The following is a 17202-nucleotide window of genomic DNA, read 5'->3' as shown; positions in this document are numbered from 1 at the left end:
ATAATTGAAATCTGTTATGATACTATTCTAAAAGACACCGCTAGATGAAAATTAGACTGGAAATTAATCAGCTTACCATTGACCGTCCGAAAAAAAGATGGCAACTTTATTTTGTTGTTGTGGCAGAACATCCTTCTGATCCCGATAAAATGGTAGTGACCACCATTCCGACTGATCCGATTAAAGTTACTCCTAATCAAGAAAACAATATTCACTTTGACGATGATGCTCCTGGAAGCGAAGGCTTGTTACTGTTGCAAAGAAGTATGCCCCCCGGGAAAGAACTCAACGTACACTTTTATGTGCGTCATTCCAGATCGGATGTCAGAAATGCAGCCAACGCTTTACAAGACATTGCTAAAGAACTTGGAATTGATGCTTTAGGCCCAACCGAAAATATTTTAGGCACCAATATAACTTGGTTGGAAATTACCAAAAAAGCGTTGCCGCACATTGGAAAAGCTTTAGCAAGAATCCCCGACAGAGATATGGGTTTCATCTCGATGTTTGAAAGATTCGGAGATGAATTTTTGGCAGATGGAGAAATTGACCGAAAAAAAACCGGTGGCTTTTGTACCATAGTTTACAGTTGGGCCATAGAGATGAAATAAAGAATAATAAGCATAAACAAAATCTAAAATAACAAAATCATGTGTTGGACTAATATTGAAAATCAGTGCAAAATAATTTATGAAAAACCATTCATCAATGCTGAAAAGCCCCACGAAAGAAGGTTTATCATCCAAATTATTGCCGAAGAATTTCCCGATTTTCCACGAGTAAGAATAGCCGCTGCGGTAGATCGTTGCTTTAAAATATTTCCCGCTCCGGTAGAACGCAAAACGCTGTTGCAATTTGTACAAAGCAGTATGCGTTGATGCTCCCTGAAATCTAACCTATCACTCCGACTGTTGTTTATTTTGAGACTTTAAGCAGTGGTTTCAGAGTGTAAAGTACACCGATCGTATTTCATGTGACCTTCCCTAAGAGGTTTTGAAATACGATTTTTGTATTTTAGCCCAATCCAATAAAAATGAATATGATAAACAACATGCTTTCCATCAGACCTTTCATCGGCGCAAAAGACTATACAATTTCAATGAATTTTTATTGTGATTTAGGTTTTGAAAAAATAGAACTGTCGGAGCACTTATGCCTTTTCAAAATGGGTAACTTGGGGTTTTATCTGCAAAAAGCTTATGTGGAAGATTGGGTCAACAATTCTATGGTTTTTGTAGAAGTGGCTGATGCTATCGAATTTTATAATCGCATAACGGAGTTAAAGCTAACCGAAAAATACAAATCAGTTAAAATTGTTGGGGTAAGAGAATTTGATTGGGGAAAAGAATGCTATGTACATGATCCATCAGGCATCTTATGGCATTTTGGAGCATTCCGAAAATAGCCCGATTAATACAACAGTTTAACCTCTTTCAAATCATAATAAACCACACTGTCATCGTTTAACAAAACAGCCAGCTTTCCGTCACGCGTAACCGTTTGTATCATACCCATAAAACGAGTGCCGTCAGCCGACTCAAAAGCTGCCGGTTTACCTCTTTTAAACAAAAGCTCGTCATAACGCGTCCATGCCTCTTCTGCCCGCTCCGGAAAAAGAATCAAATGCAACTTCAGTGATTTAATGAAATCTTTAGCCATGGCTTCAACATCGTAAACTTTATGGGTAATATTGGTTAGCGAATTGGCTTGCGGTAACAATTCAAAATCGGTTTGATTCAGATTCAACCCGAAACCAACAACCGCCGTAAAAGTACCATCAGATTTTAGGGAGTTTTCAATCAATATGCCACCGACTTTTTTTTGCTCTGCCATTATGTCGTTAGGCCATTTGACATTCACTTTTTCAATTCCATTCCATTGTAACAAAGCAACACCTGCCAAAGCAACAGCCACATTAAAATCGTAAATAGAAACCATTTCCACAGGCACATCTTTTACTAACACGCTAACAGTAAGGTTTTTACCAGGCTCGCTAACCCATTCCGAACCCATTTGTCCGCGGCCTTTAGTTTGCTCAAAAGCCATGACAGCCGTATAGTTTTCTAACCACTTTTCTTTGGCCAACTGCTTTAAAAAATCGTTGGTAGAATCTATGGCATCGAGTTTGATTAGAGGCATAGTACAAATAAAGTAAAGTGAATTTTTTTAAAGTTTTGTTAAGCAAAAATAAGGACAAAAAGTAATACCTTTGCCAAATACACATAAATACTAGATGACTAAAAAAGCAGTAAACACTGATGTACTATTAGCCAGTATCATCAAAGGCATTGAAGAAGTAAAAGGAAATGACATAGACATACTCGATTTAAGAGCTATCGATACCGCTGTATGCGATTATTTTGTAATTTGCAACGGTAATTCAAATACCCAAGTTAACGCCATCGTTAACTCCATCCAAAAATTAGTTTCCAAAGAATTAAAAGACAAACCTTGGCACGTGGAAGGTACGGACAATGGTGAGTGGGTTTTAATGGATTATGTTAACATAGTCGTACACGTTTTCCAAAAACAAATTCGAGAGTTCTACAATATTGAAGGACTTTGGGGTGACGCCCAAATTACATCGATTCCTACTAACTATTAAAAAATTGCGCTAATACTATATGGCTACGGAAAAGAAACCTAATAATTTTAAGTTTAGTCCTTGGTGGATATACGCCGGATTAATTATTGCATTTTTTGGATTAAATTACATCGGCGGTTCCGGTTTTCAGGAAACGGCTAAAATTTCATCCTCAAAATTCAATGAGTACTTAGACAAAGGACAAATTGAAAAAGTTGTCATTTACAATAAAACCGAAGGAGAAGCTTATTTAACAGCAGCCGCCCTTAAAGATAAAACGCACAGCAAGTTGGCCAAAGACATGTTGGGCAATCCTAACAAAGGGCCACACTACTCATTCGATATCGGAAACGACGAGGTTTTTCAAAACAAAATTGAGAAAGCCAAACAAGAAGGCAAACTAAAAGACTTCGATTTCAAGCCGAAAAGCAATTGGTCGGAAATCTTCATTGGTTTATTGCCTATCATTATCATCATCGGACTTTGGGTGTTAATCATGCGAAGAATGTCGGGTGGCGGAGCCGGAGGTGGCGGCGGTCAAATATTCAACATTGGCAAATCGAAAGCCAAATTATTTGATGAAAAAACAGATTTAAAAACTACTTTCAAAGACGTTGCCGGATTAGAAGGCGCCAAAGAGGAAATACAAGAAATTGTTGAATTCCTAAGAAACCCAGAAAAATATACCACATTAGGAGGTAAAATTCCAAAAGGAGCTTTGTTAGTCGGCCCTCCGGGAACCGGAAAAACATTACTAGCTAAAGCTGTAGCTGGTGAAGCCAAAGTACCTTTCTTCTCGTTGTCAGGTTCTGATTTCGTGGAAATGTTCGTAGGTGTTGGTGCTTCACGTGTTAGAGATTTATTCAAACAAGCCAAAGACAAATCACCGGCTATCATCTTTATCGATGAAATTGATGCCGTAGGTAGAGCACGTGGCAAAAACAACTTCTCAGGCTCTAACGACGAAAGAGAAAACACCTTAAATCAACTCCTTACCGAAATGGACGGTTTCGGCACCAATACACATGTTATCGTGTTGGCAGCCACCAACAGAGCTGATGTTTTGGACAAGGCTTTGATGCGTGCCGGACGTTTCGATCGTCAAATTTATGTTGACTTACCGGATGTTAGAGAGCGTAAAGAAATTTTCGAAGTGCATTTAAAACCATTGAAAAAAGTTGATGGTTTAGACATCGATTTCTTAGCCAAACAAACCCCTGGATTCTCTGGTGCTGATATTGCCAATGTTTGTAATGAAGCGGCTTTAATTGCGGCCAGAAACAACAAAACAGCGGTTGACAAACAAGATTTCTTGGATGCTGTTGACCGAATTGTTGGTGGTTTAGAAAAGAAAAATAAAATCGTAACTCCGGAAGAAAAACGCGCTATTGCCGTACACGAAGCCGGGCATGCCACTGTAAGCTGGATGCTGGAACACGCAGCGCCATTAGTGAAAGTAACTATTGTTCCTCGCGGACAAAGTTTAGGAGCCGCTTGGTATTTACCAGAAGAGCGTTTGATTGTTCGTCCCGAACAGATGTTAGACGAAATGTGTGCAACCATGGGCGGACGCGCGGCAGAAAAAGTAATGTTTAACAAAATTTCAACCGGCGCTTTGAGCGATTTGGAAAAAGTGACCAAACAAGCTCGTGCTATGGTTACCATTTACGGATTGAACGATAAATTAGGCAACATTACTTATTACGATTCTACCGGTCAAAGCGAATACAATTTCTCTAAACCATACTCTGAAGAAACCGCCTTGGTTATCGATCAGGAAATTTCAGCTTTGATTGAAAACGAATACCAAAGAGCTATCAAAATCCTTCAAGATAACAAGGAAAAATTAGAGCAATTGGCCAATATATTAATCGAGAAAGAAGTCATCTTTAAAGACGATTTAGAAGCCATTTTCGGCAAACGACCTTTCGGTGACTCAACCGAAGAAACTGTAGCTGAAACTGTAAGCGAATAAGTCCGATTCTTTTTTAACATTTTTTTAAAATCTTAATTCAAAACATACTTTTGAATTAAGATTTTTTTATCTTTGAAGGATTTCAAAAACCAAACCCGATTATAAACAATCAGCATGAGTCTTTTCAGAAAAATTTTTGGCACAGGAAACGATGCCTCTGACGAAGAAAGTCAAAGCGAATTCAACAATGCTCCTTCCAGCTTTTCACTACTACCTGTAGACGAGAAGTTTACTTATAACTTTAAGAAAAATGGTGGGAAGTTTTTGTATTGTGAAAACCTCAATGAAGTCAAAGACCAATTCTTAAATATTTTAGAAGAAAACGATTGGTTTGAATGCGAAGCCCTTTGTTATGAGCCTAAATTGTTCAGTATGTTAGACGAAAACAAACTGATCTATGATAAACCAACGAATCCGAAATTTTTATTTGCCAGTTGTGAAAACCTTATAGCCGATGAAGGTTCTGTATTATTTTCTTCCAACCAAATAAAACAAAATAAGCCAAACGACTTACCAATCAACATCATCATTTTAGCCACTACCAGCCAGATTTTAGAATCCAAAAGCGACGGTTTGCGTGTGATTAAAAAGAAGTACGATAAAGATTATCCAACCAATATCACTACCATCAAATATTTCGAAAAAGCTAAGGACGAAGACTTCCTACAATACGGAAGCACAGCCAAGAATTTATACCTCTTGCTTTTAGAAGATTTATAAAATGACAACTACCGTAACAAGAGCTTTATCCGGAGCAGTTTATGTGCTGTTGCTGGTTGGTGCTACACTTTATTCGCCTTACAGTTTTTTGTTACTCTTTGGTGTTTTGTTATTGTTTTCAGTGGGAGAATTTTGTAAACTAGTAGGTTTAAAACCGGTTTTCCCTTTGCTTTTGGCGACATTGGGTTACATCCTTTTTAATTTAGACAATACCGTAAAAACCAACGAAATTTTGCTTTTGATAGCCGCTTTATTGGTTTCGATTCGTTCGTTAGTTTTCTTATTTGAAAAGAAAAACCGTTTTTTAGACAAGCAGTCCAAATATGTATTCTTGATTGGATATTTGATTATTCCGATTATCATTTTTACTAAAATTCCATTCATTTCCAATAGTTACCATCCGGAGATCATCATTGCCATTTTGATCCTCATTTGGACCAATGATACTTTTGCTTATTTGGTTGGTATCACTATGGGAAAAACCAAATTATTCGAAAGAATTTCTCCCAAAAAAACCATAGAAGGTTTTAGCGGCGGATTGGTTTTCGCCATGATAGCCGGAGTGTTGTTAGCCCAATTTTATTTGCAAGAATCTATCATTCGCTGGATAATCATTGCCTTATTAGTGACCACTTTCGGTACCTTAGGCGATTTAATTGAATCCAAATTCAAAAGACTCGCCGGTGTAAAAGACAGTGGCAACATCATGCCCGGACACGGGGGTTTTCTAGATCGCTTGGATAGTATTATATTTGTGGCACCATTTGTTTATTTGTTTTACCAAATTATCTATTATGTTTCATAAAGAAGGTTATAAAATCATTTTCATCGCATTGGTCAGTTTTATTGCGGCCTTGCTGCTAGCCGATAAATTCATTCATTTAGCTTGGCTGAAAATGACAGTTCAATTATTGGTCTTGTTCTTCTTTGTGATGATACTACAGTTCTTCAGAAATCCGAATCGTAAAATCAACCCAAATAAAAACACCATTTTAGCGCCAGTTGACGGAAAAGTAGTGGTGATTGAAGAAGTATTTGAAGAAGAATACTTTAAAGACAAACGTTTGCAAGTTTCGATTTTCATGTCGCCTATCAATGTACACGTCACTCGATATGCCGCTTCAGGTAAAATCAAATTCAGCAAATACCATCCCGGAAAATATTTAGTAGCTTGGCATCCAAAAGCCAGTACCGAAAACGAAAGAACTACTGTAGTTATTGAAACCGAAGCTTTCGGCGAAATCTTGTACCGTCAAATTGCCGGTGCTTTAGCGCGTCGAATTGTTAATTATGCCGAAGAAGGTCAGGAAGTTACCCAAGGTGACGATGCCGGATTCATCAAATTCGGTTCTCGCGTCGATATTTATCTGCCTTTGGGAACTAAGGTAGATGTAAAATTACAACAAAAAGCGGTAGGAAATCAAACTGTAATTGTTTCTAAATAAGAAGCACCATGTCGGAAAAAGACTTAGAAGCTCGATTTCAAGAGGCTGTTGCCATAGCTTCTCAAATGACACAATCTTCACTCCCGCAAGATGTGCAATTGCGTTTGTATGCTTTTTACAAACAAGCCACTTTCGGAACCATCGAATACAATAATTCTCCGGCTTTTGATTTGCGTAATGCTTTTAAAACCAATGCATGGATGCAAATCAGTCATTTAACTGTAGAAGAAGCCAAAGAAGCATACATCAAAGCCATACATGCCATTGTAAATGAAAATAAGTAAAATATGAAAAAGATATTTGTTGTTGTTTTAGGTATTTCATTCGCTTTCTTATTGCCTTCTTGTCAAAGAAAAAAACTCACCGAAGTAGTTGAAGTGCCGTTGCCTTCCGCAGAAGAAAAAGTAACCATAGGTCATCCCGATGATGTTAGTGCCGAAAGCGGTCAGTTTAACTTAGCCAAATTACCGTATGAATACAATGCCTTAATGCCGAGTATCGACATTTTGACCATGGAAGTACATTATTCGAAACATTACTTGACATACACCAACAATTTAAACAAATTGGTTGCTGCCGATCCGAATATGGTTGACTTAGCCATTGAAGATATTTTGAAAAAATTAGACATGAGCAATGCCGATTTGCGCAACAATGCTGGTGGATATTACAATCATACGCTATTTTTTGAAGGTATGGCACCCAAAAGTGGCGGTGAACCTAAAGATACCTTAGCCACGGTTATTACGCGTGATTTTGGCTCTTTTGAAGTGTTCAAAAACCAATTTGCCGACGCCGCTGAAAAACAATTCGGTTCGGGTTGGGCTTGGTTGGTTGTTGACAAAGCCGGTAAATTATCGGTTACCGCAACTGCTAATCAAGATAATCCTTTAATGCCCAACCAAACTGTTAAAGGCACACCTATTTTGTGTTTGGATGTTTGGGAACATGCTTATTATTTGGATTACCAATACAAACGCAAAAAATACATCGAAGCATTTTTTAAAGTCATTAATTGGAAGAAAGTCACCGACCGGTATCTCGAAGCCAATACAGTTAAATAAAAAAATCCCTAATCGTTTGATTAGGGATTTTTTTGATTACCAAATTTCAACTTTCAAATTGTCCGGTCTGCGCATTTTACTGCCCGGTTTAATGTTGAAGGCTTTATGAAAATCCGGATTGTTTTGCAACGGTCCATTGATTCTGAACTTAGCCGGCGAATGCACATCGGTTAACAACTGATTGGCCAAAGCTTCCGGTTTAATGTTGACCATCCAAGCATAACCGTAAGCCAAGAAGAAACGTTGCTCAGGAGTTAAACCGCTGATTTTTTGCTTGTTTTGATACTGAGGTGTTTTCTTAAAGGCTTCAAACCCCATTACCACACCACCCAAATCGGCTATGTTTTCACCTTGCGTAGCATCGCCGTTAACAAACTTACCCGGCAAAGCTTCAAACTGACTGAACTGCTCCACAATTAATTTGGTTTTGGCTTTGAATTTTTTCAAATCTTCTGCTGTCCACCAATTGTTTAAGTTGCCTTTTTCATCGTATTGACTGCCTTGGTCGTCAAATCCGTGGGTGATTTCGTGACCAAAAGTAGAACCTCCGATAATACCATACAACACAGCATCATCCGGCATTCTGCCTTCAAAACCAGGCACTAAAATATTACAAGCCGGCACACAAATTTCATTGTTACTCGGATTGTAGTAAGCATTGTAAGTTTGTGGATACATACCCCATTCGGTGCGATCAACCGGTTTGCCGAATTTAGACACCATTTCTTTAATCGCCCATTTATTCGTAGCCATTACGTTCGACAAATACGTTCCTCTATTGATGTTTACGCTACTCATGTCTTTCCACTTATCTGGATAACCCACTTTCATGACAATTTTACTCAACTTGTAAAGCGCTTTTTTCTTGGTTTCCTCACTCATCCAATCCAGCTTTTTGATACGCTCTGCATAAACCGTTCTGATGTTGTTTCCGATTTCGAGTAGTTTTTCTTTGGAACCTTCCGGCAAATACTCTTTTACATATACTTGTCCTATCAGTTCACCCAAAGCGCCATCAGTTTGCTCCACTATACGCTTCCAACGTGGCTTTTGCTCTTTTACGCCACTCATTACAGTTGAATAGAAATAGAAATTTTGCTTCTCAATAGCATTGTGCAAATACGAAGCATACGAATTCACCAAATCCCATTCCAAATACGTTTTCCAATCCTCAATAGTATAGCTTTTGACCATTTGGTTTAAGGCTTTGTAAAACTCAGGTTGACCTACAATAACGGTATCCGCATTTTTAATACCAATGTTAGCCGTCATGGATTTCCAATCGATATTCGGAGTAGATGCATTGATTTGGGCTAACCCCATTTTGTTATAATTTTTAATCGGATCACGAAGCGCTTCTAACTTACGAGAGTTTTGCGCCAATTCTGTTTCCAATTTCATAATCACTAAGGCATTGGCTTTAGCTGTCTCTGACGATTTACCCATCAAAAGTCCCATTTTTTCCAAATGCTTCACATATTCGGCACGAATGTTTACTGTTTCTTTATCCGTATTGAAATAGTAATCGCGGTTACCCAATCCTAATCCGCCTTGTCCTAAAAAGATGGCGTATTTGGCACTGTTTTTATCGTCTTGACCCACATACAAAGAAAAAGCCGGATTAGCTCCGATAGTATGTAAGTACGCAATAGTATTTAATAAAGAAGGGACATCGCTAACGGCTTTGATTCTGTCTAAATCGGCTTTTAAAGGAGATAAGCCTACTTTTTCAATTTGTAGCGTGTCCATACCGGAAGCATAGAAATCGCCAATTTTTTGTTCGTTACTACCTTTAGGCGCATCGGTCATCTTAGCCGATTTTTCACAAATTTGTTTGATTTGTGAATTAATGGTATCGCCTATCGTTCTGAAAATTCCGTTACTTCTTTCGCTGTCAGGAATCGGATTTCGTTTGAACCAGCCGCCGTTGGCGTACATAAAAAAGTCATCACCCGGATTGACTGTTGTATCTCGGTTGGTTACCAAAGGATCAATAAAATCGGCCTCTTTTTGGTTACAACTCACCAGTAAAGCAGCTGAAAATAAACCTATGGTTAGTTTGGTTAGTAATTTCATAGTATTGTTTTTAAATGGCTATTGGACTTCATTTTAAATAAAATGTTACCAAATGTAATGCATTTGTTAAAATGAAACATAAAAAAACCACCCGAAGGTGGCTTAACTGTTAGTCTTTAACTCCTAATTTGGTTAATATATCTTCCATCAAACACCATTTGGTAATGGAAGATTGCAGCAAATTAGCACCGACAAAAGCCGTGAACCACAACCAATTTTGATTGACATAAATCGCCAATAATAAACTGATTAAGATAAAAGTTCCTGCTACAGCTCTGATGATTCTGTTTTTCATGGTATCCTTTTTTAGTTAGTTTTTTCTATATCGAGTATAGCTACGTGAATGTTCGACATTGTTTCTTGAGAATCATTGAATGCCTTGACCGCATCATAAACGATAGCAACATTCTCATTTTCTGTATAAGCATAAAACATCAAAGACTCGTTTTGGGTCATTGCTGTTCCGAACCAATTTGATTCGACATCTTCCTCAGTGGCATCTCTAAAACCTGTTACAGGATTATAAGAGTATTTTTTTACGGCTGCCTTTTTTAAAATTTGCTTCACTTCGTTTTCAAATTCAGCTATGGCAGTAATGATTAAAAGTTTCATCTGTATAATCTTTAAGTTATTGTTTTTCAACGGAATTTGATTCCCATTTTTTTCTCTCGGTGATATAGTAAATCAATGGCACTACAATCAAGGTTAGCAGAGTGGAAACTATAGCTCCAAATACTAACGAAATCGCCAAACCTTGGAATATCGGATCAAATAAAATAATAGAAGCTCCTATTACAACCGCTCCGGTGGTTAGTAAAATTGGAGTAGTACGCACTGCTCCGGCTTCAATAATGGCTTGTTTCAACGGAATACCATCGTTCAATCGGATTTCGATAAAGTCAATGAGCAACACTGAATTTCGTACCATAACACCAGCTAAAGCAATCATTCCGATAAAAGAAGTAGCGGTAAAGAAAGCTCCCAATAACCAGTGTCCTAACACAATTCCGACCAAAGAAAGTGGTATCGCCATCATCATTACCATAGGTGTTTTGAAGTTTTGGAACCAACCTACAATCAACATGTAAATGATGACAATTACGATTAAGAAAGCCGCTCCTAAATCGCGGAATACTTCCAAAGTAATCTGCCACTCACCATCCCATTTTACGGTAAAATCACTTTCATCCGAAGGCTGTTCCATATACAATTCGTTAACCTTATACCCTTTCGGCAATTGCATTTTTTGCAGCTTTTCGTTCATCCCTAAGATAGCGTACACCGGACTTTCCAAAGCGCCGGCCATATCAGCTGTTACATACACGACTCTTTTCTGGTCTTTGCGGTAAATGGTTTTTTGCAGCGTATCTTGTACCACTTTTACCAAATCACTTACCGGAACGACATTGCCGCGACTGCCCTTGATTTTTAAGCTTTGAATGTCTTGTAAACTCGTTTTGTCTTTGTCGTCTAAAGCCAATACGATGCCTACATTATCATTCGAATGTTCATCGTACAAATTAGACACAGGATATTCTTTCAATAAATAGGTCAAATTGCCTACTACTTGCTGTGGCGCGATTCCGTTTAACATCGCCTTTTCTTTATCGACTTCCAAGCGGTATTCGGTTTGATTGTCTTCGGTCATCCAATCGACATCCACGATATCGGTGGTGTTTTCTAAGATATTTTTGACTTGGTTGGCTACTTTAATTTGCTCCTTGTAATCCGGTCCGTAAATTTCGGCTACTAAAGTCGATAATACCGGCGGTCCGGGCGGCACTTCGATAATTTTTACGTTAGCGCCGTATTTTTTAGCAATTTTCTGCGCTTCCGGACGAACGATTTTAGCGATGTCATGACTTTGTAAATCGCGGTCTTCCTTGTGCAACAAATTCACCTGAATATCCGCCATATTGCTCCCGCCACGCATATCGTAATGACGTACCAAACCGTTAAAAGTTATTGGAGCCGAAGTACCAATGTAGTTTTGGTAATTCACCACTTCTGGAACCGTAGAAAGGTATTGAGCGATTTCCTGAGTTACCGCCGCAGTTCGTTCTAAAGTAGTACCTTCCGGCATGTCTATTACGACTTGGAACTCGTTTTTATTGTCAAAAGGCAACATTTTCACCGCCACCGATTTGGTAAAGAACATCAACACCGAACCCAAAAGTAACAATACGGTTATCCCTAACATCAAACGGCGTTTTTTAGAACTTTCCAAAAAAGGACGTTCCATTTTGCTGTAGATTTTGTAAATCCATGACGTTTCAAGTCCTTGTTCGGCTTTGTGTTCTTGTGCTTCTTTTTCGTGTAATAAATGGTAACCTAGATACGGCGTAACAGTCAACGCCACGAACAACGATAATAGCATGGCAATCGAAGCGCCAATCGGCATCGGACTCATATAGGGTCCCATCATGCCGGATACAAATGCCATAGGTAAAATGGCCGCTATAACCGTAAACGTGGCTAAAATGGTTGGATTCCCAACTTCGTTAATCGCATAAATGGCAGCTTGTTTGAACGGCAGTCGCTTCATTTTGAAATGTCGGTGCATGTTTTCGGCGATGATGATACTGTCGTCTACCACAATTCCAACCACGAAAACTAAGGCGAATAAGGTGATTCTGTTCAACGTATAGCCTAACATATAATAAGCGAACAACGTTAAAGCAAAGGTCAGTGGCACTGAGAAAAACACCACCAAACCACCTCGCCAGCCCATGGCCAACATCACCAAAATGGTTACGGCTATAATCGCAATGCCTAAGTGTAACAACAACTCACCTACTTTATCCGAAGCGGTTTCGCCGTAGTTACGGGTAACTTCTACATGAACATCATCGGTGATTAAGGTTTGTTTTAAATGGTCGACTTTCTCCAAGATCTTTTCGGAAATTTTCATTGCATCGGCACCTTTTACCTTACCAACTGAAATGGTAACGGCCGGATATTCTGAATTGTTTTTAGCGAATTTTTCATTGGCTTTTCCGTATCCGAAAGACACATAACTTCTTGGTGTTGAAGGTCCGTCTTGCACCGAAGCCACTTGTTTTAAATAAACCGGTAGATTGGCATTGACGCCCACTACCAAGTTTTCGACATCTTCGGCGGTTTGTAAAAACTCACCCGTAGTTACCAAATATTCTTTATCGGCGGAAACAAAACTACCCGATTGCGAGCTGCCGTTATTGGCTTGAATCATTTGCATAATACTTAATGCATCCACACCGTTTTCGGCCATTTTGTCTTTGTCTAACACCACTTTCACTTCGCGGTTTCGACCACCGATTTCTTTGGTGATGGCTACATCTTTGACTTTTTCAATTTCCGAAGTCACTTCTTCCGCCACTTGACGGATTTCAAAATCGTTTAATTTTTCGCTCCACAACGTTAATCCCAACATCGGAACATCGTCGATAGAACGCGTTTTCACCATCGGTTTGTACACGCCTTGCGGGAATATATTTTCGTGTTTGGCCAACTCGTCGTATAGTTTCACATACGAGCGTTCCACATCTTGACCTACATAAAATTGGACAATCAACATCGCCTGACCATTCATTGCCATACTATGCACGTGTTCTACGCCTTTGATGTTGGAAAGAATTTTTTCTAATGGTTTTACGACCCGACTTTCTACTTCACTCGGACTCGCTCCCGGATAACCTACCATTACGTCGGCCATCGGAACATTAATTTGCGGTTCTTCTTCTCTCGGAATGAGAAACGAACTGTATACACCAATGATCATTAATCCAACCATTAACAGTATCGTTAACTTCGAATTGATGAAAAAATGGGCTATTTTACCTGATATACCTTCTTGCATTTTTAGATTTTTAGATTGTTGGATTGTTAGATTTTCAGAATCTATTGGATAGAAACTTTAGCGCCGTTAAATAATTTCCCTTCGGCAGAGACAATGTATGGTTCCTCAGCCGATAATCCCGACAAGACTTCTACTTGATTGTCAAAGGTTTTGCCAATGCGCAACCATCTTAAAATGGCTGTATTCCCGTTTCCGACTGTGTAAATTCCGGTGAGTTGACCTTGTTTGACCAAGGCGCTTTCGGGTACTAAAACTTTATCAGATATAACAGTAGTTAGTGTTTTGTTAGCTAACGGAAATTGGACATTCACAAACATGCCGGATAAAATGGCTTTGTCTGTTTGGGTTAAGTTGATTTTCACCAAATATAGACCGCCGGTGTTTTTAGCGGAACTACTTAATTCGGTCACTTTTCCGGTGACTGTTTTGTTGATGGATTTTACTAAAATTTTCACCGCCATTCCGTTTTGAATGTTCGCAATATCGCTTTCCGAAACCATCGCAGTTACTTGTAAGTGTGAAGCGCCTTCGATACTTACCAGCGGCATTCCCGGATTAGCCATATCGCCTTCTTTGACAAAGGTGTTGGTCACTTCTCCGGAAAACGGTGCGATGATATTGCTGTAACCGAATTGCGCCACGACTTCGTTTCGCATTTGCTTGGCGGCTTCCAATCCGGCTTTAGCCATTTCGTAGCGCGACGTCATATCGTCTAACTCTTTTTGAGAAGCACTTTGTTGGTTGAACAAAACGGTAAATCTTTCGTAGTCTTTTTTAGCGTTGTTAAAAGCCGCAGTCGCTTGCAAGATAGAAGCTTCCACTTGGGCTTTTTTCGCTTGTAAATCGGTGTTGTTGATGCTGACCAAAAGTTGACCGGCATTGACTTTCTGTCCTACTTTAACGTGCACTTTGGTCACATAACCCATCATTCGGGTACTGACATTAGCACTGTTTTCGGCTTCGATTTTACCACTGGCCGTTACAAAAGAAGGGTTAGTTGAAACTGAATTTCCACTCATTTTTACCGGAATAGCCGGTGTGTTTTCAGTAATTTCTTTTTGGTCTTTTCCGCAAGAAAGGAATAGGAAAGCCGACAGCAATAGTGTTGTTATTATTTTATTATTCATATTGTTCTGTTTTATAATTGTCTTAAATCTTAATACTACTTAGTTAAAAAAGTCAAATACTCCTGTGTAAATTGGTATTCAAAAACCGCTTGCAAATGCTCCAATTCTTTCTGAATCATTTGGGTTTCGGAAACCAATAAATCAGTAGTTTTTTCTAAGCCTTGGGCAAATCGGTTTTGGCGAATGCGATACGCTTCCTGCGCTTGTTCGAAGGCCAATTGTGACAAACCAACTTTGTTTTCGGCATCTTTTAGTTGTCGATTGGTTTTGTTGAATTCGAGTTGGCTTTGCTTTTTGTATTGCTCCGTTTCGAGGCTTGCTTTTTGGTAATCGGCTTTGGCTTTGTCAAGTTTACCAATGGATTTGTAGCCGTCGAAAACATTCCACGACAATTGTGCTCCAACCAAATAACCTTTGGCTGCAGTTCCTAAAAACTGACGGTCGTACAACTCGTAACTTCCGAAAGCATTCAATCTTGGTAAGAAACTCATTTTGCTCATCGTTAGCATTTTTTGGTAAGCTTCTGAAGATTTTTGCATCGCTTGAATATCTTTTCTATTGTCTGACCATTGCCAATCAACAACTTCAACTTTAATTGTATTGTCTAAAGCTTCTGCAGGCTTGAAGGTTTTGCCTTGGGTATCTTCATTGATTAAAAACGCTAAATAATCTGAAGCATTTTGGACATTACTCTTAGCGTATTGCAGTTGATTTGTAATGTCATTTACACGAACTTGTACATTTAAAACATCGGTTTTTTGTAACAAGCCTTGTTTAAAATAGTTGTCTACCAGTTTTAAATTGGCTTTAGCGGTGGATTCTGCTTTTTCCAAAACGTTAACCGCTTTGTAGGCCAATTGCAGTTTCATATACGCTTTGGAAACCTCTAGGGTTAAATATTCCTCCGTGCGCTGTGTTTGCAATTGAAAAGCTTCCATTTTGGCTTTGGCAGCCTGTCGACCAAAAACACCGTCCATATTGATTAACGGTTGTTGGATTTCGATTTTAGTCGCGAAATTTTGAGTGGTATTCGGATCGTTTAGCAAGGCCGGATTGAAATCGGATTGGGTTAAGATTTCCTGATTTAATTTGGAACCAAAAGCCATCAGCGGATTGGTAGTAGCCATTCCGGTGTAAGATGCAGTAATGTTGGGCAAAAAGAGTGCATTGGATTGTTGGTAATCTGCTTTAGCCGATTGGTAATTTTTTCGGGCGATTTGGAGTTGCAGATTTTTGTCAGCGAGTTTTTGTTTCAAATCGCTTTTGGAAATCGTCAACGTATCCTGACTGAATCCAAAAGCGGAAAGGAATACAAATCCCAGTGTTACAAATAGTTTGCTCATATTCATCATAGTTTATCTGAATTATGAAGCAAAAGTAAAACGCCGAAAAAGCGTGTACAGTTACAATTGTTACAGAGGGTAAGGCTAAAAAAAACGCCTCCTTTTGGGAAGCGTTTGACAAGTTACAAGAACTTAAATTATGATTTTTTCTCATCTGCTTTTTTAGCAGCGCAACAGCCGGCTTTTTTCTCGGTACTGCATTCTTTTTTCTCTTCAGTAGAGCAAGATTTTTCCGTTTTAGCTTTTTTCTTTTTTTGCTTTGGTTCGCCGTTATTAGCGTTAACAGTCATTGAAAACATAAGCGCAACGGCGGCAAAGGCATAAACTAATTTTTTCATTTTTATAAATATTTTAAGGGTTTAACTTTTTTTACAATACTCAAATGTACTGTTTAAATTTATTGAGAACTAAAAAATTAACTTAAAACTAACTTAACTTTCTAGCCCTGAAACGTACTACAGATCCTAATCCATGGTGGTATTTACCTTCGTCAAGACTTATAACTTCTGTGGATAGGGAATCAAAGGCAACATTAGGAAAATCATGTTTGACTTGCGATTCGGAAAAAAGCATCTCGCTGTTTTTTGGGCCACCTGAAGTATAATTAAGCTGTTCTTGACTAAAGCCTTCAAATATGATTTGGCCGTTGGGTTTGAGTAAGCGAAGTAAATGTTGACAAAATGCGGTTCTGACTTCTGCAGGAACATGCGCATAAATTAAGATTACAGCATCGAAATAATTTTCGGGATAGTTGAGTGCTTCAAGATTACCGACTCTATAATCTAAGGTAACATCATACTTTTGAGCTAATTTGTCGGCTTTGATTTTACCTTCTTTACTGATATCAAAAGCATACACTTCATATCCTAGTTGGGCTGCAAAAACGGCATTTCTACCTTCGCCTTCGGCAGGAAAAAGTATTTTCCCCTTAGGAATTTCAGCAATGGAGTCTTTAAAAAATGCATTGGGTTGCCAACCATAAGCATATTCTTCTTCTGCGTAACGTTCGTTCCAAAAATCAATCATAATG

At 38.7% G+C, this 17202-nt stretch carries 19 protein-coding genes; 10 read left to right on the top strand and 9 right to left on the bottom strand.

Annotated features, from left to right (window positions below):
- Positions 1-44: 44 nt before the first annotated feature.
- The 3 genes from SK086_RS12150 (at position 45) to SK086_RS12140 (ending at position 1405) form a co-directional block, all read left to right on the top strand.
- On the top strand, positions 45-611 hold the full coding sequence (locus tag SK086_RS12150; RefSeq protein WP_324691928.1) for a hypothetical protein: 567 nt from the start codon (positions 45-47) through the stop codon (positions 609-611).
- Between the two features lie 39 nt (positions 612-650).
- Positions 651-878: a hypothetical protein gene (locus SK086_RS12145; protein ID WP_290876702.1), complete on the top strand. Its 228-nt coding sequence runs from the start codon at positions 651-653 to the stop codon at positions 876-878.
- A gap of 155 nt (positions 879-1033) precedes the next feature.
- On the top strand, positions 1034-1405 hold the full coding sequence (locus SK086_RS12140; protein WP_324691927.1) for a VOC family protein: 372 nt from the start codon (positions 1034-1036) through the stop codon (positions 1403-1405).
- Positions 1406-1410: 5 nt separating this feature from the next.
- Here the strand turns inward: SK086_RS12140 and SK086_RS12135 are convergent, their stop codons facing one another.
- Positions 1411-2139, bottom strand: coding sequence for a biotin--[acetyl-CoA-carboxylase] ligase (locus SK086_RS12135; protein ID WP_324691926.1), 729 nt, complete (start codon positions 2137-2139; stop codon positions 1411-1413).
- 94 nt (positions 2140-2233) lie between these two features.
- Between SK086_RS12135 and rsfS the strand changes: the two genes are divergently transcribed.
- The 7 genes from rsfS to SK086_RS12100 all read left to right on the top strand — a co-directional run bounded on the left by rsfS (position 2234) and on the right by SK086_RS12100 (position 7788).
- The gene (gene rsfS / locus SK086_RS12130) at positions 2234-2605 is read left to right on the top strand and encodes a ribosome silencing factor (RefSeq protein WP_290876698.1); all 372 of its coding nucleotides are present in this window, start codon (positions 2234-2236) and stop codon (positions 2603-2605) included.
- 19 nt (positions 2606-2624) lie between these two features.
- A complete protein-coding gene (ftsH, locus tag SK086_RS12125; protein WP_290876697.1) occupies positions 2625-4559 on the top strand; it encodes an ATP-dependent zinc metalloprotease FtsH in 1935 nt (644 codons plus the stop codon).
- 114 nt (positions 4560-4673) lie between these two features.
- The gene (locus SK086_RS12120; protein ID WP_290876696.1) at positions 4674-5279 is read left to right on the top strand and encodes an LUD domain-containing protein; all 606 of its coding nucleotides are present in this window, start codon (positions 4674-4676) and stop codon (positions 5277-5279) included.
- Between the two features lies 1 nt (position 5280).
- Positions 5281-6084, top strand: coding sequence for a phosphatidate cytidylyltransferase (locus tag SK086_RS12115; protein ID WP_324691925.1), 804 nt, complete (start codon positions 5281-5283; stop codon positions 6082-6084).
- Positions 6074-6724: a phosphatidylserine decarboxylase family protein gene (locus SK086_RS12110; protein ID WP_324691924.1), complete on the top strand. Its 651-nt coding sequence runs from the start codon at positions 6074-6076 to the stop codon at positions 6722-6724. Before SK086_RS12115 ends, SK086_RS12110 begins: the two co-directional genes overlap by 11 nt.
- Positions 6725-6732: 8 nt before the next feature.
- Positions 6733-7008, top strand: coding sequence for an acyl-CoA-binding protein (locus SK086_RS12105; RefSeq protein ID WP_290876781.1), 276 nt, complete (start codon positions 6733-6735; stop codon positions 7006-7008).
- Between the two features lie 3 nt (positions 7009-7011).
- On the top strand, positions 7012-7788 hold the full coding sequence (locus SK086_RS12100; protein ID WP_324691923.1) for a superoxide dismutase: 777 nt from the start codon (positions 7012-7014) through the stop codon (positions 7786-7788).
- Positions 7789-7824: 36 nt separating this feature from the next.
- Here SK086_RS12100 and SK086_RS12095 read toward each other — a convergent pair whose 3' ends face one another.
- The 8 genes from SK086_RS12095 to SK086_RS12060 form a co-directional block, all read right to left on the bottom strand.
- The gene (locus SK086_RS12095) at positions 7825-9864 is read right to left on the bottom strand and encodes a M13 family metallopeptidase (RefSeq protein ID WP_324691921.1); all 2040 of its coding nucleotides are present in this window, start codon (positions 9862-9864) and stop codon (positions 7825-7827) included.
- Between the two features lie 109 nt (positions 9865-9973).
- Positions 9974-10159, bottom strand: coding sequence for a YgaP family membrane protein (locus SK086_RS12090; RefSeq protein WP_290876787.1), 186 nt, complete (start codon positions 10157-10159; stop codon positions 9974-9976).
- Between the two features lie 11 nt (positions 10160-10170).
- Complete coding sequence (locus tag SK086_RS12085; RefSeq protein WP_324691920.1) at positions 10171-10476, bottom strand: hypothetical protein; 306 nt, start codon at positions 10474-10476, stop codon at positions 10171-10173.
- Positions 10477-10492: 16 nt separating this feature from the next.
- Complete coding sequence (locus tag SK086_RS12080) at positions 10493-13702, bottom strand: efflux RND transporter permease subunit (RefSeq protein ID WP_324691919.1); 3210 nt, start codon at positions 13700-13702, stop codon at positions 10493-10495.
- Between the two features lie 41 nt (positions 13703-13743).
- The gene (locus SK086_RS12075; RefSeq protein ID WP_324691918.1) at positions 13744-14829 is read right to left on the bottom strand and encodes an efflux RND transporter periplasmic adaptor subunit; all 1086 of its coding nucleotides are present in this window, start codon (positions 14827-14829) and stop codon (positions 13744-13746) included.
- 35 nt (positions 14830-14864) lie between these two features.
- Positions 14865-16172 carry a TolC family protein gene (locus SK086_RS12070; RefSeq protein ID WP_324691917.1) on the bottom strand — a complete coding sequence of 436 codons (1308 nt, stop codon included), beginning with the start codon at positions 16170-16172 and terminating at the stop codon, positions 14865-14867.
- A gap of 137 nt (positions 16173-16309) precedes the next feature.
- Positions 16310-16510, bottom strand: coding sequence for a hypothetical protein (locus SK086_RS12065; protein WP_290875909.1), 201 nt, complete (start codon positions 16508-16510; stop codon positions 16310-16312).
- A gap of 88 nt (positions 16511-16598) precedes the next feature.
- The gene (locus SK086_RS12060) at positions 16599-17198 is read right to left on the bottom strand and encodes a class I SAM-dependent methyltransferase (protein ID WP_324691916.1); all 600 of its coding nucleotides are present in this window, start codon (positions 17196-17198) and stop codon (positions 16599-16601) included.
- Between the last annotated feature and the right edge of the window lie 4 nt (positions 17199-17202).

This window comes from Flavobacterium cheonhonense, assembly GCF_035671315.1.
Classification (GTDB): domain Bacteria; phylum Bacteroidota; class Bacteroidia; order Flavobacteriales; family Flavobacteriaceae; genus Flavobacterium; species Flavobacterium cheonhonense.
This window is presented reverse-complemented; position numbering and strand designations above follow the sequence as displayed.

Excerpts from the sequence above, each read along its gene's own strand:
- SK086_RS12150 (WP_324691928.1), top strand. The coding sequence starts at position 45 with ATGAAAATTAGACTGGAAATTAATCAGCTTACCATTGACCGTCCGAAA.
- SK086_RS12145 (WP_290876702.1), top strand. The coding sequence starts at position 651 with ATGTGTTGGACTAATATTGAAAATCAGTGCAAAATAATTTATGAAAAA.
- SK086_RS12140 (WP_324691927.1), top strand. The coding sequence starts at position 1,034 with ATGAATATGATAAACAACATGCTTTCCATCAGACCTTTCATCGGCGCA.
- SK086_RS12135 (WP_324691926.1), bottom strand. The coding sequence starts at position 2,139 with ATGCCTCTAATCAAACTCGATGCCATAGATTCTACCAACGATTTTTTA.
- rsfS (WP_290876698.1), top strand. The coding sequence starts at position 2,234 with ATGACTAAAAAAGCAGTAAACACTGATGTACTATTAGCCAGTATCATC.
- ftsH (WP_290876697.1), top strand. The coding sequence starts at position 2,625 with ATGGCTACGGAAAAGAAACCTAATAATTTTAAGTTTAGTCCTTGGTGG.
- SK086_RS12120 (WP_290876696.1), top strand. The coding sequence starts at position 4,674 with ATGAGTCTTTTCAGAAAAATTTTTGGCACAGGAAACGATGCCTCTGAC.
- SK086_RS12115 (WP_324691925.1), top strand. The coding sequence starts at position 5,281 with ATGACAACTACCGTAACAAGAGCTTTATCCGGAGCAGTTTATGTGCTG.
- SK086_RS12110 (WP_324691924.1), top strand. The coding sequence starts at position 6,074 with ATGTTTCATAAAGAAGGTTATAAAATCATTTTCATCGCATTGGTCAGT.
- SK086_RS12105 (WP_290876781.1), top strand. The coding sequence starts at position 6,733 with ATGTCGGAAAAAGACTTAGAAGCTCGATTTCAAGAGGCTGTTGCCATA.
- SK086_RS12100 (WP_324691923.1), top strand. The coding sequence starts at position 7,012 with ATGAAAAAGATATTTGTTGTTGTTTTAGGTATTTCATTCGCTTTCTTA.
- SK086_RS12095 (WP_324691921.1), bottom strand. The coding sequence starts at position 9,864 with ATGAAATTACTAACCAAACTAACCATAGGTTTATTTTCAGCTGCTTTA.
- SK086_RS12090 (WP_290876787.1), bottom strand. The coding sequence starts at position 10,159 with ATGAAAAACAGAATCATCAGAGCTGTAGCAGGAACTTTTATCTTAATC.
- SK086_RS12085 (WP_324691920.1), bottom strand. The coding sequence starts at position 10,476 with ATGAAACTTTTAATCATTACTGCCATAGCTGAATTTGAAAACGAAGTG.
- SK086_RS12080 (WP_324691919.1), bottom strand. The coding sequence starts at position 13,702 with ATGCAAGAAGGTATATCAGGTAAAATAGCCCATTTTTTCATCAATTCG.
- SK086_RS12075 (WP_324691918.1), bottom strand. The coding sequence starts at position 14,829 with ATGAATAATAAAATAATAACAACACTATTGCTGTCGGCTTTCCTATTC.
- SK086_RS12070 (WP_324691917.1), bottom strand. The coding sequence starts at position 16,172 with ATGAGCAAACTATTTGTAACACTGGGATTTGTATTCCTTTCCGCTTTT.
- SK086_RS12065 (WP_290875909.1), bottom strand. The coding sequence starts at position 16,510 with ATGAAAAAATTAGTTTATGCCTTTGCCGCCGTTGCGCTTATGTTTTCA.
- SK086_RS12060 (WP_324691916.1), bottom strand. The coding sequence starts at position 17,198 with ATGATTGATTTTTGGAACGAACGTTACGCAGAAGAAGAATATGCTTAT.